The organism is Enterobacter sp. WI-ESBL-E8, from assembly GCF_053364895.1.
In genome coordinates this window covers 653,265-675,901 of sequence record NZ_JBRWXJ010000001.1, presented here as the reverse complement: position 1 = coordinate 675,901, position 22,637 = coordinate 653,265, and the positions used below count along the sequence as shown (strand labels likewise).

The window sequence follows — 22,637 nt, the reverse complement described above, 5'->3', positions numbered from 1 at the left end:
GTACTGTAGGCCCGGTAAGCGTAGCGCCACCGGGCTTTTTCTTATCAGGACACGTTATGTTTGGTAACTTAGGCGAAGCAAAAAAATACCTCGGTCAGGCGGCGAAAATGCTGATTGGCATTCCGGACTATGACAACTACGTTGAGCATATGAAGACCAACCATCCGGATAAGCCGTACATGACCTACACCGAATTCTTCCGCGAGCGTCAGGAAGCGCGCTACGGCGGAAGTGGAGAAGGCGGCGTCCGCTGCTGCTAAAGGAGAGACCATGACCCCGATTGCCGTTACCCTGCTGACCGGTTTCCTCGGCGCCGGTAAAACCACCCTGCTGCGCCACATCCTGAACGAGCAGCACGGCTTCAAAATCGCCGTCATCGAAAACGAGTTCGGCGAAGTCTCCGTTGACGACCAGCTGATTGGCGATCGCGCCACCCAGATCAAAACCCTCACCAACGGCTGCATCTGCTGTACCCGCTCTAACGAGCTGGAAGACGCCCTGCTGGACCTGCTCGACAGCCGCGATCGCGGTGAAATCGACTTTGACCGTCTGGTGATCGAGTGCACCGGCATGGCCGACCCCGGCCCGATTATTCAGACCTTTTTCTCGCACGAGATTCTTTGCCAGCGCTATCTGCTGGACGGCGTCATTGCCCTGGTCGATGCGGTCCACGCCGACGACCAGATGAACCAGTTCACCATCGCCCAGTCTCAGGTGGGCTACGCTGACCGCATCCTGCTGACCAAAACCGACGTGGCGGGCGAAAGCGTTAAGCTGCGCGAGCGCCTGGCGCGCATTAACTCCCGCGCGCCGGTTTACACGGTGACGCACGGCGATATCGACCTGTCTCAGCTATTCAACACTAACGGCTTTATGCTGGAAGAGAACGTCACCGCAAAACCGCGCTTCCACTTTATGGGCGATAAGCAAAACGACGTGGCGTCGATTGTGGTGGAACTGGACTACCAGGTGGACATCAGCGAGGTGTCCCGCGTCATGGAGAACCTGCTGCTGTCGTTTGCCGACAGGCTGCTGCGCTACAAAGGGATGCTGTGGATTGACGGCGAACCGAACCGCCTGCTGTTCCAGGGCGTACAGCGCCTGTACAGCGCCGACTGGGACAGGCCGTGGGGCGATGAACCGCCGCACAGCGTGATGGTGTTTATTGGCATCCAGTTGCCGGAAGAGGAAATTCGGGCGGCGTTTGCAGGGCTGAAGAAATAACCGCTATGCATCCCCTCTCCCCATAAAATATTGCCTGCACAGACGGCCCCCTCTCCCTGTGGGAGAGGGCTGGGGTGAGGGGGAAACTTATTTCACCGCCTCCGGCAACGTCACAATCCACAACTCGCTGTCAGACTCCGGCTTCTTCAGCGGCTTCACGCTGAGCGTGGTTTCAACCGGTTTATCATCAAGTGTCAGCTTGCCTTCCGCGTTCACCCGGTAATCCTTGAGCTTCTTGCCCTCGACCGGGTTTTGCATCGCCACCTTCACGCCAAAGTCGTTATCGTTCGCCACCGCAAGCGTTTTGCTGTCGATCAGCGCCAGCCCTTCGGCCTTTTCCTGCTGCCAGCCAAGGGCGCGCAAATCGACGACCTGGGATTTAGACGCAAGGGTAATGCCGCGCTGCGCCAGGGTTTTCTCATCATCAAACTCCGGGTATTCGCCCGGCTTGTCGAAGGCGCTCAGGTCGCTCGCCTTGCTAAGATCCACCTTGTAAATCAGGTTACGCATCCCGTCGTTTTTATCGCTTCCCTGCTCAATCAGCAAGATGTGCTGGTCATCGAGCGCCACGATGTCGCCGATTTTGGCGTCGCTATTTTTGTCGTAGGCCGCGCTGTCGATGGGGTAACCGTACATCGCGGTTTTCCCGGTCGCCGGGTCGAAGCTCACCAGACGCGTAAACAGCGCCTGCTTTTTGCTCTTACCGTCGATATCCAGCGTACTTTGTACGGCGGCGATAATGCGCCCGTCCGGCATGCGGGTCAGGCCTTCAAAGCCACGGTTCGGCTGGCGCCATTTGATGATGTTTGGCAGACCACCCGCGATGGATTTCTCCCCTTCTGCCGCCTGCGGCCCGTGGATCGCCAGGATCTTCCCTTGGCTGTCGACGTTAATCAGGAACGGGCCATACTCATCGCACAGCCAGTATCCGCCTTTGCCGTCCGGCGTGATGCCTTCCGTGTCCAGCCCGCGGTTGTCCCCCTTCAGCGTCTTTAACGTGTCGCTGAATGCCACTTCATTGGTGGAGCCAATCACGCCGCTTTGCAGCGGCAGCCCGTTAATTTCGCCTTTATCGTCATGCAGCGGGCGGGCGTCAGTGGCCTCTGCTTTGCCGTTCTGAACGCGGATGGTCATCAGCAGCGGCGCGAAATCCGGCGTGACAAAAATTTTGGCTTCGTTTTTCCCGCTTTTTGGCGCATCTGCGTTCGGACCGCGATCGGTCACGGTTGCAAAGGTCAGAGCATCGCCCTGCTTGCCCGTAAACAGCAGGCCAGAACCAATGCCGACAGGGAGTCCATGCGGGAACGCATCGGCAAATGCGCCGCTGTAGCTCACGTGCGAGCCTTCGGGGAAGCTGACGACATAGCGTTCAGCCGTAGGCTGTGCCGCCAGGCCAGAGAAAGAGAGCGCACAACCGATAAGCACAGGAATAATTTTTCTTTTCATATTGTTAGCATCCAGTAAGTGAAGCCAACACCGTAATGAAGAAACGTGTCAGAAAAATGACACGGAAGGGACGCTAAATAACGCAGCGGCGCGTATAGCCCTCTTCAGAAATGTAAACTTACGTCTTTATCTATGACAACTGAAACACTTTTGGAAATTATTAGAAACTTAATTAATTCATTTCAAATCGCTTTTTTCTCCTCGTTCAAACGTCGTTTAGCAAACTGTTTAAACTTTTCCTAAACGTGAATTTAATTGCCATTGACGGGTCGCCAAACAAACAATTTAGCAACAGATGAAAATTAAATAGCTAACAAAATCAGCATAAAACCGCGACATGCCTCACATTTGCAGTCATAAACATCCGTTGTTAAGGTGCCCTCAGATTAATTTGATAACGAGGAACACTCATGAAAAAGCTTAACGTACTTATCCTTTCCGCTCTGACCGCGGTATCTGGCTCCGCACTGGCAATGGGCGGCAGCATTGAGCAGGGTAAAAACTTTACCAACCTGAATGTGGAAATGGGTAAATCTACCTCCGGCCTGTATACCGAAGGCAACTGGCTGAAAAATACCGATGACGGCACCACGACCGGTGGCGTAGGTGCTGGCTACAACTTTGAAGTCGGCCCGGTGATGTTGAACGCAGGCGCTAAGGCTCTCTACGTTGGCCCGAAAAAAGGCGATAACGGCGTGGCGTTCCCAATCGGCGGCGGCGTGAACGTTGCTCTGACCGACAGCATCAAGGTCTTCGGCGAAGGTTACGTTGCGCCAGACGGGCTGAACAACAGCGTGAAAAACTATGTTGAAGCTAACGGCGGCGTAAGCTGGACCCCAATCAAACCGGTTACGCTGAAAGTGGGTTACCGCCACGTGAGCGTTGACGGCAAAGATGGTCGTCCAAACCACACCCTGATTGACGGTGCGTACGTGGGCGGCGGCGTGAGCTTCTAAGGCTGTATTACGCCCGGCGGCGCTACGCTTGCACGGGCCTACAATGAACTGTGCAATCTATTGATACTATTGCACATTGTAGGCCGGGTAAGCGCAGCGCCACCCGGCAAGAAAGGGTATAGTACTCTTCATGGAAAACCTGCCGGTTGGCAGGTTTTTTATTACCTCTTACTTACGCACCACCACCAGCTTCTGGTTTACAAACTCTTTGATCCCCAGGTCCGACAGCTCGCGTCCGTAACCGGAGCGTTTCACGCCGCCGAACGGCAGCTCTGGCGCAGTATCGGTGAGCCAGTTGATGTACACCATCCCTGTCTCGATCCGCGACGCCATTTTCTTCGCGCGTTCGATATCCTGGCTGAACACCGCGCCGCCCAGGCCGTAGTGGGAATCGTTCGCCAGGGCAACCGCCTCGTCGTCGCTTTTCACGACGTACATCTGCGCTACCGGGCCGAAGAACTCCTCGAAGTACGCCGGGTTGTCGCGCGAGATATTCGTCAGGATCGTCGGCTCGAAGAAGCTCCCGTCGCGCTGCACCGGCTTGCCGCCATAGTGCAGCGTCGCGCCGTTTTTCACCGCCTCGTTAACCTGTTTGGTCAGCGTTTCCAGCGCATCTTTAGAGGACAGCGGCCCCAGCGTGGTGCTTTCATCCAGCGGGTCGCCAATCTTCACCTGCTTAAACGCCTCGGTGAATTTGCTCAGGAAGGCATCTGCAATTTTCTCGTGCAGGATAAAGCGTTTCGCCGCGGTACAGACCTGCCCGGCGTTGTTGAGCCGCGCGTTAACGCCGATCTTCACGGCTTTATCAAGGTCGGCATCGTCCAGCACCACGAACACATCGTTACCGCCCAGTTCGAGCGTAGATTTCTTGATGTGCTTCGCCGCCTGCGCGGCCACGACGCTGCCGGCTTTTTCGGAACCGGTCAGCGCGGCACCCTGTACGCGATCGTCAGCGATGATGTTCGCTACCTGATCGGACGAGATAAACAGGTTAGTCCACGCCCCTTCCGGCGCCCCCGCCTCGCGCACCAGATGGGCAAAGGCCTCGGCGCAGTGCGGGACGATGCTGGCATGCTTCGCCAGCACGGGGTTACCCGCCGCCAGGTTCGGTGCCAGAACGCGCATCAGCTGGTAATAGGGGAAGTTCCATGGCTCAACGGCCATCAGCACGCCGATGGGGTGATGCTCCACCCACGCTTCCCCAAGTTCAGATGGGTACTTCACCGGGGCCAGGAACTGCTTCGCGTTGTCCGCATAGTAGCGGGCGATTTGCGCACACAGCCTCACCTCGCCGCGGCTCTGTGCGATGAGCTTACCCATCTCCTGGCTGGCGATTTTAGCCAGCTCCTCGGTGCGCTCGTCGATCAGGTCGGCGAGCTTATGCAGCACCGGCAGACGCTGGCTGATGTCGCCTTTCGCCCATTCTGAATGGTAGAGCGCATCGGCCGCCTTCAGCGCCGCTTCGATATCCGCGTCGGTATGTGAGGGGTATTCTTTGATGAGCTGGTTGGTGGCAGGATTTACTGTCTGATAAGCCATGTCGAATCTCCTTGTTTTACCGCTTAGGGTATTAAGGGTAGTCAACATGACTGGCTCTGGACGTAAAGTTGGGTATATCCGGAAGGTTCTTAATGAAGCGCTGCCCGACGGTTCACGGCCGTGGTATAAAAAAGCTCCAGAAGGAGCGCCAATGACCGATACCCGACACGTCCGCCAGACTTTTCACCGCGCATCAGGCCTTGAGCTGCGCAGCACCTGGCAGAGCACGCAGGCGTACAAACGCCATAGTCACCCTCAGCTCTCCATCGGTGCGATTGTGGAAGGCCAGACCTGCTGCGTCTGTCACGACAGAGAGTACATCCTTAACCCCGGGGACCTCATCGTGATCCCGTCCTGTGCGCCGCACAGCTGCAACCCCGTCGCCGGAAAGCCGCGCAGCTACCATATGCTCTATATCGACGCCGACCTTCCTCTGGCGCTTCAGGTCATCCGCACCCCTGCCCTCTTCACGCATTACCTGGAGGTGGTTGAAACCCTCTCCCCTGCGTCCGTGGACAGGCTGCTTTCAGCCCTTCCCCGCGGGGCGGATAACGCAGAGGCGCTTCGCTCAACCAGCCAGCAGGTTCAGGAGGCGTTTCTTGCCGACCTGGCCGCACCGCCTTCCCTTGACGAACTCGCCCGGCGATTCTCGCTGCGCAAGGAGACGCTGATCCGCACCTTCAGGCAGGACACCGGCCTGACGCCGGGCAGCTTCCTCAACATCTCCCGCGTGGAGTACGCCAAAGCGCGGCTGCGCGCCGGGGATGATATTGCCGACGTCGGCTACCAGAGCGGCTTTGCCGACCAGAGCCATTTTCATAGAACCTTCGTCAGCTATACCGCCGCCACGCCGCGCCAGTACGCCACGGGCCGATCAATATCCGACAATAAATAGCGTTGGCATCACCGTAGTCTGACCTCAGATTTTCACACTGAGGTCGCTATGGAACTGTTATTCCCTTCCGCTTTTCTTGCCCTGGCGCTGGCGCACTTTGTTGCCCTGCTAAGCCCGGGCCCGGATTTCTTCCTGCTGGTAGGCTACGCCGCGCGCTATCGGGTGCGCGGCAGCGCTGGACTGTGCTTCGGCATCGCCGCAGGCAACGGGGTGTACATCCTGCTGGTGATAATCGGCTGGAGCGCGCTGCGCCAGTTTACGTGGCTGTTTACGCTTATCGAACTTTGCGGCGCGCTGTACCTGCTGTGGATAGGTTCGCATCTGGTGCGCAGCCGACCTCATGTGCTGGCGCTGAATGAAACCCATCAGCGCTTTCCCTCACTGCGTAAGCAGATCCTGCTGGGGCTCGGCTCGGCGTTGCTTAATCCGAAGAATGCGCTGTTCTATCTGGCGCTGATGACGGCGCTGCTGGGGCCGGACGTTACGCTGCTTCAGCAGTCGACCTGCGGCCTCTGGATGGTGCTGGTGGTGCTGGCGTGGGATCTGGCGCTGATATCGCTGATGGGTCTGTCCGCGGTCCAGCAGAAGCTCAGCCGCTCGCTCTGGCTGATTGAGCGCACGGCAGGGGTGGTGCTGATGGCGTTTGGTGGGTGGGTGCTGTGGCGGCTGCTGTAAAATGCACGCTGAGATAGCGGGCAGCCCTACGCTGCCCGCTATTTATTTTTTGTTTTGATCGCGCAGCATCGCTTCACGCAAAATAGCATTGAGCCGCGTCTGGTAACCTTTCCCAGGCCTTTTAAGCCACTCCATCACGTCGGCGTCAATGCGTACAGATGCCTGAGTTTTGAGTGGTCGATAAAACTTTCCTCGCACCGCCCCTGACCACTGTTCATCGTCCGTGGCAGGGATATCGCTGTAATCAATCTCTGCTTCTGGTTTTTCAGCTAATGCTTTGAGCTCAGCCTCACGACGAGCGCTTACCTCAGGCGCACTACCTCGTTTATGTTTAACGATGCTCATAACGGCTCCTCTCCCTGATTGTATATACAAAAAAGCATATACAAATTGCACAAGGATTAAACCAAATATGAAAAAGAGGTGTTTAATTCCGGAAGGCAGATTCCAGAAGCGGGAATGACATAACGCTCCCTGCTTTGCACATTCCCCCCGTCTCCCTCTATCCTTAACCCATGGAAAAAATAGCTGAACTCAAACGCGCCAAGCTGCTGGCGCTGTCGCTGCTGCTGGTTGCCGCCGCGGCGTTTATCACCACCCTGTTCCTGCCGCAGACCTTCTGGGTGCGCGGCGTGAAGGCCATTGCCGAGGCGGCGATGGTCGGCGCGCTGGCAGACTGGTTTGCCGTGGTTGCGCTGTTCCGCCGGGTGCCCATTCCGTTTATTTCGCGCCATACGGCGATCATCCCGCGCAATAAGGACCGAATTGGTGACAATCTCGGCCAGTTCGTGCAGGAGAAGTTTCTGGATACCCAGTCGCTGGTAGCGTTGATCCGCCGCTATGAGCCCGCACAGATGATAGGAGCCTGGTTCAGCAAGCCTGATAACGCCCAGCGCGTCGGGCTGCATCTGATGCAGGTGATGAGCGGTTTTCTCGAACTGACCGACGACGGGCGCATCCAGCGTCTGCTCAAACGCGCGGTGCATAAGGCCATCGACAAGGTCGACTTCACCGAAACCAGCGCCGTGATGCTGGAGAGCATGACCAAAAACAACCGCCACCAGGTGCTGCTGGACGCCATCATCAACCGCCTGATCACCCTGATTCAGCGGGAAAGCACGCGGGACTTTATTGCCGACCAGATTGTCCACTGGCTGAAGACCGAGCACCCGCGCAAGGCGATGGTGCTGCCCACCGAGTGGCTGGGCGATCAAAGCGCGGAGATGGTGTCGAACGCGGTGAACACGCTGCTGGACGACATCAGCCACGACCGCACGCACCAGATCCGCCAGGCGTTCGACCGCGCCACGCTGAAGCTTATCGACAACCTGAAAAACGATCCGGAAATGGCAGCAAAAGCCGACAACATCAAGCACTACCTGAAAAACGACGAGGCGTTTAACCGCTATCTGGGAGAGATGTGGGCCGACCTGCGCCAGTGGCTGAAGGCGGATATGCAGAGTGAAGACTCGCGCGTGAAGCAGCGCATCGCCAACGCCGGGTTGTGGTTTGGCGAAACGCTAACAAACGACGCCAGCCTGCGGGCGTCGCTGAACGAGCATCTGGAACAGGCCGCGCACCGCCTCGCGCCGGATTTCGCGGCGTTTCTGACCCGCCACATCAGCGACACGGTCAAAAGCTGGGACGCCAAAGACATGTCCCGGCAGATTGAGCTGAACATCGGCAAGGACCTGCAGTTTATCCGCGTCAACGGCACGCTGGTAGGCGGGACGATTGGCCTGATCCTGTTTTTACTTTCACAACTCCCCGCCGTGCTGGGGCATTAATCCGCTTTGGGCGGCGCGATGATGTAGCGCGTCGCCTCGAAGCGGTTCAGGATCAAATGCACCAGAAAGACCATCGTCAGCGTCGCCACCAGCGAAAAGGTGACGGAGGTGATGCGATAGAGATCGCTGAACACCAGGTCGCTGTCCGGGTGCATGTTCTGCCCGAACATAATGCCGATGGTGGTAATGCTGGAGAACCCCACGCCGGCACCGACCTTCTCCATCACGTGCAGGCGCGCGCCAAACGCCAGCCCGAGGCCGATCAGCGGCATCATCAGCAGCATATGGCTGCTGTGGTCGTAGAGAATGAGCTGGACGACCAGAATATAGAGACAGCCCAGCACCACGCCGACCACGCGCCAGATGGAGCTCATCACCGCGCCGCGATAATGCATCGGGAACAGGATTAAAATCCCCGCCATCAGCGCCGAGAGCGAATCGCTTAAATCGCTCATCTGAAACACAACGAAAATCAGCGTCGCAACGGTGCCGGAGAGCAGCGACTCGTGGCGCACGCGGGCGTCGTCTTTCTCGATCAGCGGCGGTGGCCTGCGCGGCTCGACGTCCGGCAGAAGATAATTCATCAGCGCGCTCAGGCACACCGCCATCACGCTTGCTTCGATGTTGGAAAACAGCAGCGTGTGCCAGCTGGTGGTGGGGTAGCTCATAAAATTGAGCATCACGCTCTGGCACACCACGCCCATTGAACCGAACAGAAACAGCGGCCCCTTGCTCATAAAGCGAAAGCGCATCACGTACAGGGCAAACACCACCAGCGTCATGATGACCGGCCATTGCGACAGATAGCCGATAATAATCACCATTTCCACGCAGTTGAGCGATGCGCTGAAGATAAACTGCTTCGCCACGTGGCGGTTAAACACCGGGACCAGCGAAAGCAGCATGATCGGGTAGACCACAAAAAAGACGCCGTAGCTGGTGTTGTAAAAGCTGGAGATGCTGAGCGCAATCATCCCGGCAAAGACGATGCGCAGAGTCTGGCGAAAGTCGTTTGCCGTATAGACGATGTTGCCGTGCGGGGTAAATACCCGCGCCAGGGTGCTAATAGACATAGTGAAGCAGGCTCACCAGGTGGATTTGCATCCCGGAGAAAAAGCGCGCAAACGGCCCTTCGCTATTGTAAAGCTGCACGGTCGCGCGGGCGCCGGTCGGCAGATGCTTCGGCAGCGGCTCGTCCAGCGTCACGTGAATGCGCATCCGCTGGGCGTCACGTACCCAGCGGTTAGAGGTTTCTGGCTCGGAAAGCTGGCCGTTAACGGCCTCCTGACCGGCGAGGATCCCCGCGTCGCTGCTGGTCACGTGGGCGCGAAAAACGTGCCCCGGGAAGGCGTCAAACACCACCGCGGCATCGGTGCCCTGGTGGGTATGGCGCAGGCTTTTTTCACGAAAATCGGCCACGATATCGGTCTGGTTGTTCACCAGCGCCAGCGCGGCCGAGCCGGAGGTGGCATAAAAACCGGGGCTTAGCTGCAGGTTGCTGACCGTGCCGTCCGCCTGGGCGTAGACCTTCGTCCAGCCGAGGTTCAGTTCCGCTTCGTCCAGCGCGTTACGGTATTTTTGCAGCGTCACGTTGCGGTGCTCGTCCCGCTCGCCGCGCTGAATGCGCAGGTTCTGGATGTTCGCCTGAATCGAGCTCACGGACTGCTCGCTGCTCTGCCAGGTCGTGCGGACCTTATCCAGATCCGACTGCGAGACGTTCTGTAGCGTGCTCAGCTTCTGGTAGCGATCGAAGGTCACTTTGTCGTTACGCGCGGTCAGCACCGCGGTTTTCAGGCTGGCCTGCGCGGCGGCGATCTGCGCGTCCAGCTGTTCGTTGGAAAGGCGAGCCTGCTCGAGCGCGATTTGCGCCGCTTCCACTTTATTGCGAAACGGCGTGTCATCGAGCTCAAACAGCAGATCGCCCCGCTTCACCTGGCTGTTGTTGTGCACATGCACGGCCGCCACATAGCCGGAAACGCGCGGAGAAACCGGCGTTACCACGCGCATCACGGTGGAGTCCGGCGTCAGCGGGATCCAGATATCGGCGACGACAAAGTAGACAAACATCAGCAGGAAAGAGGCAATACTCACCCTTACCCAGCGGGCAAACTTTTGTTCAGGAGTCATTATTTTTCGGTCTTGTTATCTTCTTCGCGGATTGTCCGCAAATTGCAGGCGATTTGATTCAGGGTGGCGCTGAATACGTCGAGATGTTCCGGCGCGATATTTTGCGATACGCGCGTCTGAAGCGTCTCAATGACCTGGGTGAGCCTTTTAAGTACAGCTTTTCCCTCAGGCGTCAGCGTCAGAAGCCGGATGCGCTTGTCATAAGGCGATACGGTGCGCAGCAGGTAACCCTGTTTTTCCAGCTGTGTCAGGGTGCGCATCAGCGGCGGCAGTTCAATGCCCTGCACCTCCGCCAGCTCACTCACCGAGACGTTATCCCCTAGCTGATGCAGTTGCATCATCACCGTCCAGCTCGACTGGGTTAACCCGGTATCGAGAATGGCGTCGTCAATCACGGCGCGCCACTGGCGCACGATCATCGCCATCCGCATGCCCATCGGCCTGCGGCAGAACAGTTCTTCTTCACTCATGGGGAAACCTCTCGTCACACGCAGTCACGATAATAGTTATCAGGGTAAGTATCAAGAAACATGAGGTGAAAGAGCAGGAATTGTGAAAGGGATATCTCATAAAGAACTCCAGATTCTATGATCTGGTGTCCAGGTTTAGGGGTTCAGTGCAGACTGAGCCACCCTGGCACGTTCACCGATGTGGTCGTCACAGAGTAGCAGGAGACGTGAAGTGAACGGAAATACCACCTCAGCCGTATGTTCCCCTCACCCCAACCCTCTCCCCTAAGAGGAGAGGGAGTCGTCCGTGCACGCTTTATCTTGTGGAGAACCCCTCACCCAGAGGCTTTAGCGACTAAAATACTTCCTGACGGCAGCCCTTCCTGAAGCCGTCACCACCACCTCCCTGTACCCCGCCACCCGCTGGATCCAGCCTTTACTTTCCAGATGCATGAGCAGCGCCGCGCCGGCCTCACCGCCAAGATGAAACCTCCGCTCGCTCCAGTCCAGGCAGGCGCAGCAGGCCTTGCGGCGGGGATGAGAACTTAGCGGAATGCCGAGCGTCAGAAACTGCTCGCGGCCATGTAGCGTGAGCGCTGAACCGTCTGCCTCAAGCCAGCCTTCCGCCTGCATGAACTCATAGATCTGCACGGCCACCGCGCCCGCAAGATGGTCGTAGCAGGTCCGGGCTTCACGCAGGGCTTTTGGCGCCGAGGTTTCCGGCGGCGTGATGCGGCTCCAGGAGAGCCCCATCATCTGCTCGACCAGCGCCGCCACGTCGTGCCCGGCAAGGCGATAATAGCGGTGTCTCCCCTGAGACAGGCAGGTAATCAACTTCCCTTCCACCAGCCGGGCGAGATGCCCGCTGGCGGTCGACGGCGCCACCTCTGCCGCAGCGCTCAGTTCGGTCGCCGTCCACGCCCGCCCGTCCATCAGCGCGCAGAGCATCTTCACGCGCGACGGATCGGCCATTGCCGCCGCCACCGCGGCAACGGCCTGCTCCAGCGCCGCGCTGTTATCAGGGGGTAAGCTCGTCTTTAACATTCGTCGCCCAGGGTTCGGTGATCTCTGCGGCCAGCTTATCATCATCCGTCAGCAGAATAAGGTGATTCGCATGGTCGCTGTACTGGGTCAGGATTGACACGCCCTTTGCGGCCAGCGCCGCCGCAATTTCACCCAGCTCGCCGGGACGCTCCTGCTTGAGTTTTCTGATAACCGGCTTGCGTACGTCCTGCACGTTGAACCCGCCATCGGTCAGCACGCGACGAGCCTTTTCCCCCTCTTCCACCAGGAAGTGGGCATGCGTGCCAAATACGCCACCGCCTTCCAGCCCCACGCCGCTGCGCCCCAGCAGCTGTCCAAAGCGCGCCAGTTCACCGGGGATATCGCTAAAAATCACATGAACGTCATACATCGCTATGCCCTCCGGTTTCGGAACTGTACTCCCGCACCACCTGCGCCACGCGAATGCGGTAGTACGCGAAAATCGACTCCCGCCCTTCGGCCTGCGCCGCCTGGTGAAACGCGTTCTGCTTCCAGCGACGTATAGCCTCTTCGTCACGCCACCAGGAGAGCGAGAGAATTTTGCCGTCGGTGGTCAGGCTCTGAAAACGTTCGATATCAATAAAGCCGTCGATATCCGCCAGCAAAGGCTTGAGTTCGGCGGCAAGCTGCAGGTAGCGCGCCTGATGATGAGGCTCCGCTTTGGCTTCAAAAAGGACTGCAATCATGGGTGTCTCTCCGTTGTAAGGGTAAGGAGAGAATGCAGGAGGAAAAAACACAATGCTTCGGTAAGGAGCGAAGCGTTGTGCCGGATGGCGCTGCGCTTATCCGGCCTACGGGCTTATGTAGACCCGGTAAGCGTAGCGCCACCGGGCAGGGTTTAACCCAGAACCGACCTCGGCTCCATAAACGCCCGGATCCCCCATTCCCCCATCTCGCGCCCCACGCCTGAGTGTTTGAAGCCACCGAACGGCGCTTTCGGTTCATGGGCCAGGGTGTTCACCAGCACGCGGCCGGAGACGATCTGCTGCGCCACGCGTCGCGCACGGCCCGCATCGCCGCCCAGCACCATCGCGCTCAGTCCGTATTCTGTGTCATTGGCGATGGCGATCGCCTCCGCCTCATCCTGATACGGGATGACGCACAGCACCGGGCCAAAAATTTCGTCGCGGGCAATGGTCATCTGGTTGTTCACGCCGGCAAACAGCGTCGGACGCACGAACCAGCCGTCTCGCGTCCCGTCCGGTCGTCCTTCGCCGCCCGCCAGCAGGCGCGCCCCCTCTTCGATCCCTTTGCGAATATACCCCTGCACCCGCTGCCACTGCTTCTCGCTGACCATCGGGCCAACCTCTGTCGCGCTATCGCGCGGGTCGCCGGATTTCACCGCCGCCACGGCCTGCGCCAGCGCGGCTTCAATTTCTTCCTGGCGCGACCGGGGCACAAGAATACGCGTCCCGGCCACGCACGCCTGCCCGCTGTTCATAAACCCGGACTGGATCGCCAGCGAGATCGCCTGAGTCAGATCCACATCATCCAGCAGGATCGTCGGCGATTTACCGCCTAACTCCAGGGTCACGCGCTTAAAGCTCTCCGCCGCATTGCGCAGGATCGCTTTGCCGGTATTCGTCGAACCGGTAAACGAGATTTTTGCCACGTCCGGGTGACGGCTGATTGTTTCGCCCACCGTCTCGCCGCGCCCGGTGACGATGTTAAACACGCCCGGCGGCAGCGCGGCATCGCGCAGCGCTTCGGTGATAATCCGGGTTTGCAGAGCGCTCATTTCGCTCGGCTTGATCACCGCCGTGCAGCCCGCCGCCAGCGCGGCCGCTAGCTTGCCGCAGATAAACCCCGCATCGCTGTTCCACGGCGTGATCAGCCCGGCCACGCCGAGCGGCGTCATCTGCACCGTGGCGGCACCTGCGGGGGTGACAAACTCAAACGCCTCCAGCGCCTCGATGGCCTGGGCAATCACCTCCGCCGGGTAGCTGGCCATCCACGCCGAGCGCGAGGCCGGCGCGCCGTACTCTTCGATTACCGCTTCCAGCAGATCGTCGTGTCGGGCGACCACGGCGGCATGCATGCGCTTCAGCGCGGCGATGCGTTCCTGCTTTGTGGTCTGCGACCACGCCGGAAACGCCGCTTTTGCCGCCGCGATGGCGCGCTCTGCGTCGACCTCATCCGCCAGACGAACCTGGCCGATGACCCGCGCCGTCGCCGGGTTGTACAAATCAAACCACTCGGTGCCGTGCGGGGTAACAAATTCGCCGTTAATAAAGATCTGTTCGATGGTGTGCATATAAACCTCCTCAGGCTGTGTGAGCACAGTCTGGCACGGCTTCTCCGTTGCGATAATCCACGCTATGCTGCAAGGGTTGTTTCGATTTTCAGGATAATCTATGCATCGTTCAGGTCTGACAGAGCTGGAAGTCGTAATGGCCGTCGTGCGGCGCGGCAGCTTTCGCGGCGCGGCGCAGGAGCTTGGGATGTCCGCCACGGCGGTCAGCAATGCCATCGCCGGGCTGGAGAGCCGCCTTGAGACGCGCCTTTTCAACCGCACCACCCGCAGCGTGGCGCTCACCGACGCCGGGCAGCGCTACGTGGCGCGTATCGGCCCGGCTCTTCAGGAGATCCGTCTCGCCGGGGAGGAGATCCACAGCGACACCGGGGAACCCGCCGGCACGCTGCGCCTCAACGTGCCGAACCATATCGGCGCGCTGTTTCTGGACCAGCTGCTGATCGACTTCATGATCCGCTACCCGAAAATGCGCGTGGAAACGGTGAGTGAAGCGAGGATGATCGACATCGTCGCCGAAGGCTATGACGCGGGGATCCGCCTTGAAGAGTCCGTTCCGCAGGACATGATCGCCGTGCCGCTGACCGGCGAGATCCGCCAGCTTGTTACCGCCACGCCGGACTATTTCGCCCGTCACGGTATACCCGAAACGCCGGACGATCTGCTCCAGCATCAGGGGATCGGCATGCGCATGGCCCACGGCGGGATCTACCGCTGGGAACTGGCGCGTCGGGGTGAAACGTACGCGCTTGCCGTGCCGCCGCGCTTTGCGACGTCCGATCTTTTTGCCTCGATCAGCGCCGTGAAGGCGGGGTTAGGGGTGGGATTTTTGCCAGAACTCTATATTCGTGAAGAGCTTGAGAAGGGAGAGCTGGTGAGCGTCTTAGACGAGTGGGCGCAGCCGTTTGCCGGGCTGCGCCTGTACTACCCCGGCCATCGCCACGTCCCGCCGGGGCTACGGGCGCTGGTGGCGACGATCCGCGAGCGCGGGATTATTCCAGGTTAGCCTTATTCAGCCCGTAAGCCGCATCCAGCGAGCCGGGTGCCATGCGGGAGGTGATTCCCAGACGGTTCCAGGCGTTGATCGCCACGATGGCGAAGTTCAGCTCTGAAATCTCAACGTCCGAGAAGTGCTCCGCCACGCTGCGGTACAGCGCGTCGCTCACGCCGTGAACGCCAATCTGGGTCAGCGCTTCGGTGAAGGCCAGCGCGGCTTTCTCGCGGGCGCTGAACAGCGGAGACTCGCGCCAGGCCGCCAGATGGTATAGACGCAGCTCGCGCTCACCGGCGATTTTGGCCTCTTTCGAGTGCATATCCAGGCAGAAGGTGCAGCCGTTGAGCTGCGATACGCGAATGTCGATCAGGTGCTTCAGCGCCGGGTCGATGGAGGTTTTTGCCACCTCCATGCTCAGGGCGGACAGGGCGTTGGCGAGGGCAGGTGTGGCTTTGTGGTGGTTGACGCGAGTGCTCATGGTCTTTCCTCTAATTTACACTGTATGTGTCATGCGATGAGGCAAATCTACGCCGTTCATGACATAGTAAAAAGATACAAAAAGCGTGAAACGAGGTAGGACATGAAGCCGGGCTATCACGAGATTTATTCCCGCTATCGCGACAACATCACGCGCGGCGTGCTGAAGCCGGGCGATAAGGTCCCTGCCATTCGCGTGCTGGCGGAAGAGCTGAAGGTGGCGCGTAAAACCGTCGAAACGGCGTATGCCATCCTGACGGGCGAAGGGTATCTGGTAAGCCAGGGCGCGCGCGGCACGCGGGTGAACCCGGATTTACTGCTGCCGGATAAAAGTCCACCGACGGAACAGACCACCGGCACGCTTCCGGCATCACTCATCAGCCAGCGGGAACGAGCTGGGTTTCTGCGCCCCGGCATCCCTGCCCTCGACAGTTTTCCGTATAAAAAATGGCTGCTGCTGGCAGGCCAGGCGACGCGCGCCATGCGTCAGGAGGAGATGCTCAACCCGCCGGTGCTGGGCTGGTATCCGCTGCGCCAGGCCATCGCCAGCTATCTGAACATCTCGCGCGGGCTCTCCTGCACCGCCGAGCAGGTGCTGATCACCAGCGGCTACAGCGGCAGCCTGCGGCTGATCCTCGACACGCTTGCCAGCCGCAGCGACAAGGTGGTGTTTGAAGATCCGGGCTATTTTATGGGCCAGCAGCTGCTCAAGCGGATCGTGCTACGCCTGCACACCGTGCCGGTCGATCGCAGCGGTATCGACACGGAATACCTGCTCCGTCACCATCGCGACGCCCGTTTTGCCATCGTCACCCCGTCGCACCAGAGCCCGCTGGCGGTCACGCTCTCCCTGCCGCGCAAGCAGCAGTTGCTCGACTGGGCAAGCCAGAACGCGGCGTGGATTATCGAAGACGATTACGACGGGGAGTTTCACTACACCCGCAAGGTGCTGCCGTCGCTGAAAAGCCTCGACCTGCACGACCGGGTGATTTTTATGGGCACCTTCAGTAAAACCATTATGCCGTCGCTGCGCATGGGCTACGTGGTGATGCCCGCCAGCACCGTCGGGGCCTTTACCGACTGCGCGGATATTACCACCAGCGGCCAGCCGGTGCTGACGCAAAAGATCCTCACCGCGTTTCTCAACGAAGGGCATTTCTTTCGTCACCTGAAGAAGATGCGCGCCCTGTATCAGACCCGCCGCGACTGGATGATTGCCGCCCTGCAGGAGGTGTATGGCGATCTGTTTTTCACCGAGCAAAACGACGGCGGGATGCATATCGTGGCGTTTCTCACCAGAGGAAGCGGCGACCGGGACGTGGCGCGCTGCTGGCAGGAACAGCAGCTGCAGGTCAATGCGCTTTCGGAGTGGTATCGCGGGTCCGGGAAGCGCTACGGGCTGGTGATGGGCTATAACAACGTGCGGTCGTATGAAGAGGCAGTGGAATTGCTGGAAAGGCCGAAACGGCAGACGCTTGCGCTGTTGAGCTGAAAATCGCCGGGTGGCGGCTTCGCCTTACCCGGCCTACGGGATCGAGTAGGCCCGGTAAGCGTAGCGCCACCGGGCGATGACGCGGCTCATACATCATGCCGCGACAACCCAACGTCCTTGAGCTGCTCGTCGCTCATCTGGCTCAGAATGCGGCGGGTACGGTTGATGCGATACCAGTTGCAGATCGTTTTGCCGATCCAGATAAACACGATAAACGGACGTTTTGAACGATTCTCGTAGAATTCCATGATGCTCTCCTCGCTGTGTCAGTGGGGTTATCATCACGGAAAACGGCCTGTACAATACAGATTCAAAAACTTCTTTTGTTTACCATACAGATCCGCTAAAACGGTATCTGCATGGCGGTTTACCCATCAATCTGTACTGGTTTAATAATCTGTATGGTGAAAACAAAGGATACAGCATGACGCGCTACCAACATCTGGCCAACCTTCTGGCGGAACGTATCGAACAAGGGCTGTATCGCAGCGGCGAACGTCTGCCGTCGGTACGCACGCTGAGCCAGGAGCACGGCGTGAGTATCAGCACCATACAGCAGGCCTACCAGATCCTTGAAAATCTCCAGCTGATCACCCCTCAGCCGCGCTCCGGCTATTTTGTCTCGCAGCGCAAAGCCCAGCCGCCGGTACCGGCCATGACGCGCCCGGTGCAGCGCCCCGTGGACGTGACCCAGTGGGATGAGGTGATGATGCTGCTGGACGCCCGCGCCGACAAAGAGATGATCTCCTTCGGCGGCGGCTCGCCGGACATTAACCAGCCGAGCCTGAAGCCGCTGTGGCGCGAGATGAGCCGCATTGCGCAGCATAACCCGGGCGAGATGCTAAGCTATGACGTGCTTGACGGGCGGCTGGAGCTGCGCGAGCAGATCGCCCGCCTGATGCTGGACGGCGGCTCCACCGTCGCGGCAAACGAGATTGTGATCACCAACGGCTGCCACGGCGCGCTGTCGATCGCCCTGCTGTCGGTGTGCAAACCGGGGGATATCGTGGCGGTAGAATCGCCGTCTTTTCACGGCACCATGCAGATGCTGCGCGGCTTCGATATCAAGGCGATTGAAATTCCCACCGATCCCGAGACCGGGATCAGCATCGAGGCGCTCGAGCTGGCGCTGGAGCAGTGGCCTATCAAGGCGGTGATCCTGGTGCCCAACTGCAATAACCCGCTCGGGTTTATCATGCCGGAAGCGCGCAAAAAGCAGGTATTAGCCCTCGCCCAGCGGCACGACATCGTGATTGTTGAGGATGATATTTACGGCGAGCTGGCGGCGGAGTACCCGCGCCCGCGCACTATTCATTCGATGGATATCGACGGCCGCGTGATCCTCTGCAGCTCGTTTACCAAAACCGTGGCGCCGGGCCTGCGCGTCGGCTGGATTGTGCCGGGGCGCTATTACGACCGGGTGATGCACATGAAATACGCTGCGGGCGGGTTTAACGTGCCGGGCACGCAGATGGCGGTGGCGGCGTTTATCCGCGACAGCCATTACCATCGCCACGTGCGCCGCATGCGTCAGATTTATCAGCAGAATATGGAAACCTACACCTGCTGGGTGCGGCAGTATTTTCCGGCAGAGATTTGCGTCACGCGCCCGCAGGGAAGCTTCCTGCTGTGGATTGAGCTTCCGGAGAAGGTCGACATGGTGTGCGTCAGCAAGCAGCTGTGTCGGCTGAAGATCCAGGCCGCGGCCGGGTCGTTGTTTTCTGCCTCCGGGAAGTACCGCAACTGTCTGCGGATCAACGTGGCGCTGCCGCCGACGGACAAAAATCGCGAGGCGTTGAAGAAGATGGGAGAGGCGATTGTGATTGCGATGGAGGAGTAGTGCGGTTTTTTGCCGGGTGGCGGCTTCGCCTTACCCGGCCTACATCTTATCGCCCGTAGGCCCGGTAAGCGAAGCGCCACCGGGCGCTGGCTAACGGCTCAGAACGTCCACGAAACGCTGCCCACAATGCTGCGTTCTGCGCCAAAGTAGCAGTAGGAAAGCGAGTTACACGCCGCCACGTAGCGCTTGTCCGTCAGGTTGTTAACGTTCAGCTGCGCGCTGATCCCCGTCAGCCCAATCTTAGACAGGTCGTACCCCACCACCATATCCATCAGCGTGTACGACGGCAGCGTATGGGTGTTCTGACGATCGCTGGTGACGCCGTTCACATAGCGTACGCCCGAACCCACGGTCAGGCCGTCAAGCGGACCCGTTTTGACATCGTAGCTCAACCAGGCGCTGGCCATGTTACGCGGGGCATAAACCGCGCGTTTGCCCTGCTCTTCCGGGCTACTTTTCTTATAGCGAATGTCGGTATAGGTATACGCGGCCTGCATGCGCAGGCTGTCAGTCAACTGTCCAATCGCTTCCAGCTCAACCCCTTCGGACTCAATTTCGCCGATCGAACGGTACGGATCGGTTGGCTCCTCCTTGGTGGCGATGTTCTTCTGATTGATACGGAACACCGAGGCGCTGAACTGGCTGTTCATCCCCTCAGGCTCATATTTCACCCCGGCTTCCCACTGCTTGCCCTTCATCGGCTCCAGGATATTGCCCTGCTCGTCGGCAAAGCTGGTCGGCGTAAAGGCGGTTGAGTAGCTCACGTAGGGTGCCACGCCGTTATCAAACAGATACAGCAGCGCCGCGCGACTGCTGACGTTGTGCTTATCCAGATCGCTGCGGGTATGGTTAAAGCTGTCGATATTCGACACGCTGACCCGGTCGTAACGCCCGCCTAGCGTCAGACGCCAGCGATCCAGGGACATCTGATCCTGCAGGTAATACCCCGTCTGGCGCAGCTTGTGCTTTTCCTGGCTGTACTGCGTAATGTAATCCGGCTTCGCGCCGTAGACCGGATTGAAGGCGTCGATCGGCGGAAATCCGCCGTAATAACCCGTCACGTTATTCGTGCGATCCTGGTAGTCCATCCCGATCAGCACACGGTGGTTCACCGCCCAGGTGTCAAAGCTGCCGTCGATCTGGTTATCCAGCGTGATGGCATTCATCTTCTCGTCGGATCCCGAATAGCCACGGTTAAGCTCGGTTTCATTCAGCCAGCCTGCGGCATAAACCTGGTTCAATTCCACTTTGGTATGCGCATAGCGCAGCTTCTGACGCACCGACCAGCCGCTGTCAAACATGTGCTCAATGTTGTAGCCCACCATGTTTTCACGACGATCGTATTTGTCATAATCATCCTCGCCTTCAAAGAAGGTGTTGGAGATTTTCTTGCCGTAGTGCGGTACGACAGTCCCTTCATACGGCAGGCCCGAGTGGCTGCCGCCTTCCGGATCGCGGTGCAGATAGGCCATCAGTTCCAGACGGGTATTGTCAGTGATGCGCCAGGTCAGGCTCGGCATCAGCGCGTAACGCTCTTCCTTCAGCGGATCGAATTGGGAATCGGCGTAGCGGGTCATCCCGCTGAGGCGCACCGCCACGCGGTCGTTATCGTCAACCGCACCGGTGACGTCGAACATCGCCCCGCGCTGGTTATTGTTCCCGGCGAACAGCTTGATCTCCCCGCCCGGATCGAACGACGGTTTACGGGACGTAAGAGCCACAATCCCACCCGGCGATGAGCGCCCGTACAGCACGGAGGCCGGCCCGCGCACCACTTCTACGCTCTCAAGGAACCAGGGATCGATCACCAGCGAGCTGTGGGAGTTGGTGTCTCCCATCATCTTCAGGCCATCGAGATAGATGTTATCCAGGCTGCCGTCGGAGAAGCCGCGCAGCACGATATAGTCGAAGCGGTTTGAGGCACCGATCTGATTACTGTAGACCCCCGGCGTGTAGCTCACCGCCTGACGCACGCTGGTTGCGCCCTGCTCCTCGAACTGCTCGCGCGTGACGATAGAGACCGACTGCGGGGTTTCGATATCAGGGGTTTCAAGCTTAGTGGCCGCAGACTGCATCTGCGACGTCACCACCACGGTATCCGTTTTTTGGGCATCCTGCGCCAGCGCAGGAAAAACGACACTTCCGGTAACCCATCCCACCAGCAGTGCCAGACGCGTTTTAGCAAACATAACTCTCTCCAGAGATAATTCTTATTGTTAATAAGAATTATTACCTTTTTGAGAGAGCAAACGGCTATGCGTGCCGCCAGGTTACCTATGCGCGATGACAAACCGCACGGGAAGCGTTAGCAGGAAAGGGAAAAGTGCATTACTGCGTTTTACGTACCTCACCGGGTGAAATACCGTAGCGGCGACGATATGCGGTAGAGAAATTTGTGGCATGCTGGTAGCCGCACATCCACGCCGCCTGCTGTACGCTATAGCCTTCCAGCAGATATCGCCGGGCCAGCGCGAGCCGACAGTCGCGGAGATAATCAAACAGCGTGCAGCCATAGCGCTGGCGGAACTTGCTGCGCAGGCTGCTTTGGCTCATTGCCGCGAGGGCGGCCAGTTCGGCAAGGGAGTGATTCTGTTCAGGCGACTGTTCCAGCATGCACCGTACGCGTTCCAGACGCGCATGCTCCGGTCGACAGGGACGGTGTTGCTGACACTGATTCAGGCCATGGCCAAGCAGCTGATACATCAGCCCCTCTAGCAGCAGTCTGCGTGATAACGCGCATACGCCCTGCTGCTGTGCATGCTGAATGCCGGAGAGCACGAATCCGGGAACGTGCCAGACAACGGCAGGCGCATTCCGGCTTTGCCACTCCAGCAGCAATGTTTCCAGCAGGCTTTCACGCCTGGCGTCATTGGGGTACACGCCAAACGAGAGCGTCTTCAGGGCACTGTCCGCATCGTGCCGCGCGCTCATAATCTGCTCTTCACTGAGGCAGGCGCCGAAGGCCATACCCGATCGCACGACATACTCGTTACCGCGGAGCGTTAGCGTGACGCACCCTTCCAGCACGACCAGCATATAGAGCGGGCTGCTGTGGCGAGAGGTCGTTTCGTAAGGCTGTAACACGCGAACGTCGGAGTGGGTCAGGGAAATGCCCGAGGAGAGCGTCATCTCTTCCACGTCCCCCTGGAGAACGGGACTGCGGGTGGCAGCTGCATCTTTTAGCTGGGGAAAACGATAGTCGATGCCATAGCGCTCGCCGAATAGCTGAAAATCCTCAACAAAAAACAGGCGTTTCGCTGATGTATTTTCACTCTGGAGCATAATGCCAAGCCTGCATGGGGAAAAGGACAGGTCAAACAGTACCATTCACCGGGGATGGCGGCAATCTCTGGGCTTAACGGGATTATGCACCCGTGTTAGTCGAAAGATTATTACTGCCCATAAGGAAGAAAATATCCCCTTTTCATTTTCGTACCCGTT

The 22,637-nt window shown here is 58.9% G+C and carries 23 protein-coding genes; 9 read left to right on the top strand and 14 right to left on the bottom strand.

Annotation, left to right across the window (positions count from 1 at the left end; all coding sequences use genetic code 11):
* Positions 1-56 precede the first annotated feature (56 nt).
* Together ACWHWP_RS03260 and yjiA are read left to right on the top strand one after the other, a co-directional pair.
* The gene (locus ACWHWP_RS03260; protein WP_003856610.1) at positions 57-260 is read left to right on the top strand and encodes a YbdD/YjiX family protein; all 204 of its coding nucleotides are present in this window, start codon (positions 57-59) and stop codon (positions 258-260) included.
* A gap of 10 nt (positions 261-270) precedes the next feature.
* Positions 271-1,224, top strand: a complete 954-nt coding sequence (yjiA, locus tag ACWHWP_RS03255; protein WP_447855054.1) for a GTPase — start codon at positions 271-273, stop codon at positions 1,222-1,224.
* An 87-nt stretch (positions 1,225-1,311) separates the two neighbouring features.
* Here yjiA and ACWHWP_RS03250 read toward each other — a convergent pair whose 3' ends face one another.
* Complete coding sequence (locus ACWHWP_RS03250; RefSeq protein ID WP_447855053.1) at positions 1,312-2,670, bottom strand: esterase-like activity of phytase family protein; 1,359 nt, start codon at positions 2,668-2,670, stop codon at positions 1,312-1,314.
* A 410-nt stretch (positions 2,671-3,080) separates the two neighbouring features.
* On the opposite strand from ACWHWP_RS03250, the gene ACWHWP_RS03245 reads away from it, so the two are divergent.
* Complete coding sequence (locus ACWHWP_RS03245) at positions 3,081-3,626, top strand: YfaZ family outer membrane protein (protein ID WP_063428749.1); 546 nt, start codon at positions 3,081-3,083, stop codon at positions 3,624-3,626.
* A 168-nt stretch (positions 3,627-3,794) separates the two neighbouring features.
* On the opposite strand, the gene ACWHWP_RS03240 is transcribed toward ACWHWP_RS03245, so the two are convergent.
* The gene (locus ACWHWP_RS03240) at positions 3,795-5,165 is read right to left on the bottom strand and encodes an NAD-dependent succinate-semialdehyde dehydrogenase (protein WP_447855052.1); all 1,371 of its coding nucleotides are present in this window, start codon (positions 5,163-5,165) and stop codon (positions 3,795-3,797) included.
* Positions 5,166-5,316: 151 nt separating this feature from the next.
* Between ACWHWP_RS03240 and ACWHWP_RS03235 the strand changes: the two genes are divergently transcribed.
* Positions 5,317-6,060 (top strand): AraC family transcriptional regulator, encoded by a 744-nt coding sequence (locus ACWHWP_RS03235; protein ID WP_059312671.1) that lies wholly within the window; start codon positions 5,317-5,319, stop codon positions 6,058-6,060.
* A 48-nt stretch (positions 6,061-6,108) separates the two neighbouring features.
* On the top strand, positions 6,109-6,735 hold the full coding sequence (locus tag ACWHWP_RS03230) for a LysE family translocator (RefSeq protein WP_059312672.1): 627 nt from the start codon (positions 6,109-6,111) through the stop codon (positions 6,733-6,735).
* Positions 6,736-6,777: 42 nt separating this feature from the next.
* Here ACWHWP_RS03230 and ACWHWP_RS03225 read toward each other — a convergent pair whose 3' ends face one another.
* On the bottom strand, positions 6,778-7,080 hold the full coding sequence (locus tag ACWHWP_RS03225) for a BrnA antitoxin family protein (protein ID WP_025912101.1): 303 nt from the start codon (positions 7,078-7,080) through the stop codon (positions 6,778-6,780).
* 170 nt (positions 7,081-7,250) lie between these two features.
* On the opposite strand from ACWHWP_RS03225, the gene ACWHWP_RS03220 reads away from it, so the two are divergent.
* Positions 7,251-8,522, top strand: coding sequence for a DUF445 domain-containing protein (locus ACWHWP_RS03220; RefSeq protein ID WP_021240620.1), 1,272 nt, complete (start codon positions 7,251-7,253; stop codon positions 8,520-8,522).
* Here ACWHWP_RS03220 and ACWHWP_RS03215 read toward each other — a convergent pair.
* The 7 genes from ACWHWP_RS03215 to ACWHWP_RS03185 form a co-directional block, all read right to left on the bottom strand.
* Positions 8,519-9,595, bottom strand: coding sequence for a DUF2955 domain-containing protein (locus ACWHWP_RS03215; protein WP_447855051.1), 1,077 nt, complete (start codon positions 9,593-9,595; stop codon positions 8,519-8,521). The genes ACWHWP_RS03220 and ACWHWP_RS03215 overlap by 4 nt on opposite strands.
* Positions 9,585-10,652 carry an HlyD family secretion protein gene (locus tag ACWHWP_RS03210; RefSeq protein ID WP_123138629.1) on the bottom strand — a complete coding sequence of 356 codons (1,068 nt, stop codon included), beginning with the start codon at positions 10,650-10,652 and terminating at the stop codon, positions 9,585-9,587. Before ACWHWP_RS03210 ends, ACWHWP_RS03215 begins: the two co-directional genes overlap by 11 nt.
* On the bottom strand, positions 10,649-11,119 hold the full coding sequence (locus tag ACWHWP_RS03205; RefSeq protein ID WP_059312675.1) for a MarR family winged helix-turn-helix transcriptional regulator: 471 nt from the start codon (positions 11,117-11,119) through the stop codon (positions 10,649-10,651). The genes ACWHWP_RS03210 and ACWHWP_RS03205 overlap by 4 nt, the downstream gene beginning before the upstream one ends.
* A gap of 327 nt (positions 11,120-11,446) precedes the next feature.
* On the bottom strand, positions 11,447-12,142 hold the full coding sequence (locus tag ACWHWP_RS03200) for an ArsR/SmtB family transcription factor (protein ID WP_447855050.1): 696 nt from the start codon (positions 12,140-12,142) through the stop codon (positions 11,447-11,449).
* Positions 12,117-12,512 carry an amino acid-binding protein gene (locus ACWHWP_RS03195; protein ID WP_447855049.1) on the bottom strand — a complete coding sequence of 132 codons (396 nt, stop codon included), beginning with the start codon at positions 12,510-12,512 and terminating at the stop codon, positions 12,117-12,119. The genes ACWHWP_RS03200 and ACWHWP_RS03195 overlap by 26 nt, the downstream gene beginning before the upstream one ends.
* Positions 12,505-12,828: an antibiotic biosynthesis monooxygenase family protein gene (locus ACWHWP_RS03190; RefSeq protein WP_447855048.1), complete on the bottom strand. Its 324-nt coding sequence runs from the start codon at positions 12,826-12,828 to the stop codon at positions 12,505-12,507. Before ACWHWP_RS03190 ends, ACWHWP_RS03195 begins: the two co-directional genes overlap by 8 nt.
* Positions 12,829-12,980: 152 nt before the next feature.
* Positions 12,981-14,396: an aldehyde dehydrogenase family protein gene (locus ACWHWP_RS03185; protein WP_447855047.1), complete on the bottom strand. Its 1,416-nt coding sequence runs from the start codon at positions 14,394-14,396 to the stop codon at positions 12,981-12,983.
* Positions 14,397-14,496: 100 nt separating this feature from the next.
* On the opposite strand from ACWHWP_RS03185, the gene ACWHWP_RS03180 reads away from it, so the two are divergent.
* The gene (locus ACWHWP_RS03180; RefSeq protein WP_063957414.1) at positions 14,497-15,399 is read left to right on the top strand and encodes a LysR family transcriptional regulator; all 903 of its coding nucleotides are present in this window, start codon (positions 14,497-14,499) and stop codon (positions 15,397-15,399) included.
* Here ACWHWP_RS03180 and ACWHWP_RS03175 read toward each other — a convergent pair.
* Positions 15,386-15,865 carry a carboxymuconolactone decarboxylase family protein gene (locus ACWHWP_RS03175; RefSeq protein ID WP_008501331.1) on the bottom strand — a complete coding sequence of 160 codons (480 nt, stop codon included), beginning with the start codon at positions 15,863-15,865 and terminating at the stop codon, positions 15,386-15,388. The genes ACWHWP_RS03180 and ACWHWP_RS03175 overlap by 14 nt on opposite strands.
* Before the next feature lie 102 nt (positions 15,866-15,967).
* Here ACWHWP_RS03175 and pdxR point away from each other — a divergent pair, with 102 nt between their 5' ends.
* Positions 15,968-17,356: a MocR-like pyridoxine biosynthesis transcription factor PdxR gene (gene pdxR / locus ACWHWP_RS03170; RefSeq protein ID WP_447855046.1), complete on the top strand. Its 1,389-nt coding sequence runs from the start codon at positions 15,968-15,970 to the stop codon at positions 17,354-17,356.
* A gap of 86 nt (positions 17,357-17,442) precedes the next feature.
* Here pdxR and ACWHWP_RS03165 read toward each other — a convergent pair whose 3' ends face one another.
* Positions 17,443-17,604, bottom strand: coding sequence for a DUF1127 domain-containing protein (locus tag ACWHWP_RS03165; protein WP_059312683.1), 162 nt, complete (start codon positions 17,602-17,604; stop codon positions 17,443-17,445).
* Between the two features lie 176 nt (positions 17,605-17,780).
* Between ACWHWP_RS03165 and ACWHWP_RS03160 the strand changes: the two genes are divergently transcribed.
* Complete coding sequence (locus tag ACWHWP_RS03160) at positions 17,781-19,196, top strand: aminotransferase-like domain-containing protein (RefSeq protein ID WP_447855045.1); 1,416 nt, start codon at positions 17,781-17,783, stop codon at positions 19,194-19,196.
* A gap of 98 nt (positions 19,197-19,294) precedes the next feature.
* Here the strand turns inward: ACWHWP_RS03160 and foxA are convergent, their stop codons facing one another.
* Together foxA and ACWHWP_RS03150 are read right to left on the bottom strand one after the other, a co-directional pair.
* The gene (gene foxA / locus ACWHWP_RS03155) at positions 19,295-21,385 is read right to left on the bottom strand and encodes a ferrioxamine B receptor FoxA (protein WP_447855044.1); all 2,091 of its coding nucleotides are present in this window, start codon (positions 21,383-21,385) and stop codon (positions 19,295-19,297) included.
* A gap of 139 nt (positions 21,386-21,524) precedes the next feature.
* Complete coding sequence (locus tag ACWHWP_RS03150) at positions 21,525-22,478, bottom strand: helix-turn-helix transcriptional regulator (RefSeq protein ID WP_063428705.1); 954 nt, start codon at positions 22,476-22,478, stop codon at positions 21,525-21,527.
* Positions 22,479-22,637 lie beyond the last annotated feature (159 nt).

What these genes read in the sequence shown, in the direction of transcription:
- ACWHWP_RS03250 (WP_447855053.1), bottom strand. Translation starts at nt 2,670, where the DNA reads ATGAAAAGAAAAATTATTCCTGTGCTTATCGGTTGTGCGCTCTCTTTC.
- ACWHWP_RS03195 (WP_447855049.1), bottom strand. Translation starts at nt 12,512, where the DNA reads ATGTATGACGTTCATGTGATTTTTAGCGATATCCCCGGTGAACTGGCG.
- ACWHWP_RS03150 (WP_063428705.1), bottom strand. Translation starts at nt 22,478, where the DNA reads ATGCTCCAGAGTGAAAATACATCAGCGAAACGCCTGTTTTTTGTTGAG.
- ACWHWP_RS03245 (WP_063428749.1), top strand. Translation starts at nt 3,081, where the DNA reads ATGAAAAAGCTTAACGTACTTATCCTTTCCGCTCTGACCGCGGTATCT.
- foxA (WP_447855044.1), bottom strand. Translation starts at nt 21,385, where the DNA reads ATGTTTGCTAAAACGCGTCTGGCACTGCTGGTGGGATGGGTTACCGGA.
- ACWHWP_RS03175 (WP_008501331.1), bottom strand. Translation starts at nt 15,865, where the DNA reads ATGAGCACTCGCGTCAACCACCACAAAGCCACACCTGCCCTCGCCAAC.
- ACWHWP_RS03240 (WP_447855052.1), bottom strand. Translation starts at nt 5,165, where the DNA reads ATGGCTTATCAGACAGTAAATCCTGCCACCAACCAGCTCATCAAAGAA.
- ACWHWP_RS03180 (WP_063957414.1), top strand. Translation starts at nt 14,497, where the DNA reads ATGCATCGTTCAGGTCTGACAGAGCTGGAAGTCGTAATGGCCGTCGTG.
- ACWHWP_RS03185 (WP_447855047.1), bottom strand. Translation starts at nt 14,396, where the DNA reads ATGCACACCATCGAACAGATCTTTATTAACGGCGAATTTGTTACCCCG.
- ACWHWP_RS03200 (WP_447855050.1), bottom strand. Translation starts at nt 12,142, where the DNA reads ATGTTAAAGACGAGCTTACCCCCTGATAACAGCGCGGCGCTGGAGCAG.
- ACWHWP_RS03215 (WP_447855051.1), bottom strand. Translation starts at nt 9,595, where the DNA reads ATGTCTATTAGCACCCTGGCGCGGGTATTTACCCCGCACGGCAACATC.
- yjiA (WP_447855054.1), top strand. Translation starts at nt 271, where the DNA reads ATGACCCCGATTGCCGTTACCCTGCTGACCGGTTTCCTCGGCGCCGGT.
- ACWHWP_RS03160 (WP_447855045.1), top strand. Translation starts at nt 17,781, where the DNA reads ATGACGCGCTACCAACATCTGGCCAACCTTCTGGCGGAACGTATCGAA.
- ACWHWP_RS03165 (WP_059312683.1), bottom strand. Translation starts at nt 17,604, where the DNA reads ATGGAATTCTACGAGAATCGTTCAAAACGTCCGTTTATCGTGTTTATC.
- pdxR (WP_447855046.1), top strand. Translation starts at nt 15,968, where the DNA reads ATGAAGCCGGGCTATCACGAGATTTATTCCCGCTATCGCGACAACATC.
- ACWHWP_RS03205 (WP_059312675.1), bottom strand. Translation starts at nt 11,119, where the DNA reads ATGAGTGAAGAAGAACTGTTCTGCCGCAGGCCGATGGGCATGCGGATG.
- ACWHWP_RS03260 (WP_003856610.1), top strand. Translation starts at nt 57, where the DNA reads ATGTTTGGTAACTTAGGCGAAGCAAAAAAATACCTCGGTCAGGCGGCG.
- ACWHWP_RS03190 (WP_447855048.1), bottom strand. Translation starts at nt 12,828, where the DNA reads ATGATTGCAGTCCTTTTTGAAGCCAAAGCGGAGCCTCATCATCAGGCG.
- ACWHWP_RS03230 (WP_059312672.1), top strand. Translation starts at nt 6,109, where the DNA reads ATGGAACTGTTATTCCCTTCCGCTTTTCTTGCCCTGGCGCTGGCGCAC.
- ACWHWP_RS03220 (WP_021240620.1), top strand. Translation starts at nt 7,251, where the DNA reads ATGGAAAAAATAGCTGAACTCAAACGCGCCAAGCTGCTGGCGCTGTCG.
- ACWHWP_RS03235 (WP_059312671.1), top strand. Translation starts at nt 5,317, where the DNA reads ATGACCGATACCCGACACGTCCGCCAGACTTTTCACCGCGCATCAGGC.
- ACWHWP_RS03225 (WP_025912101.1), bottom strand. Translation starts at nt 7,080, where the DNA reads ATGAGCATCGTTAAACATAAACGAGGTAGTGCGCCTGAGGTAAGCGCT.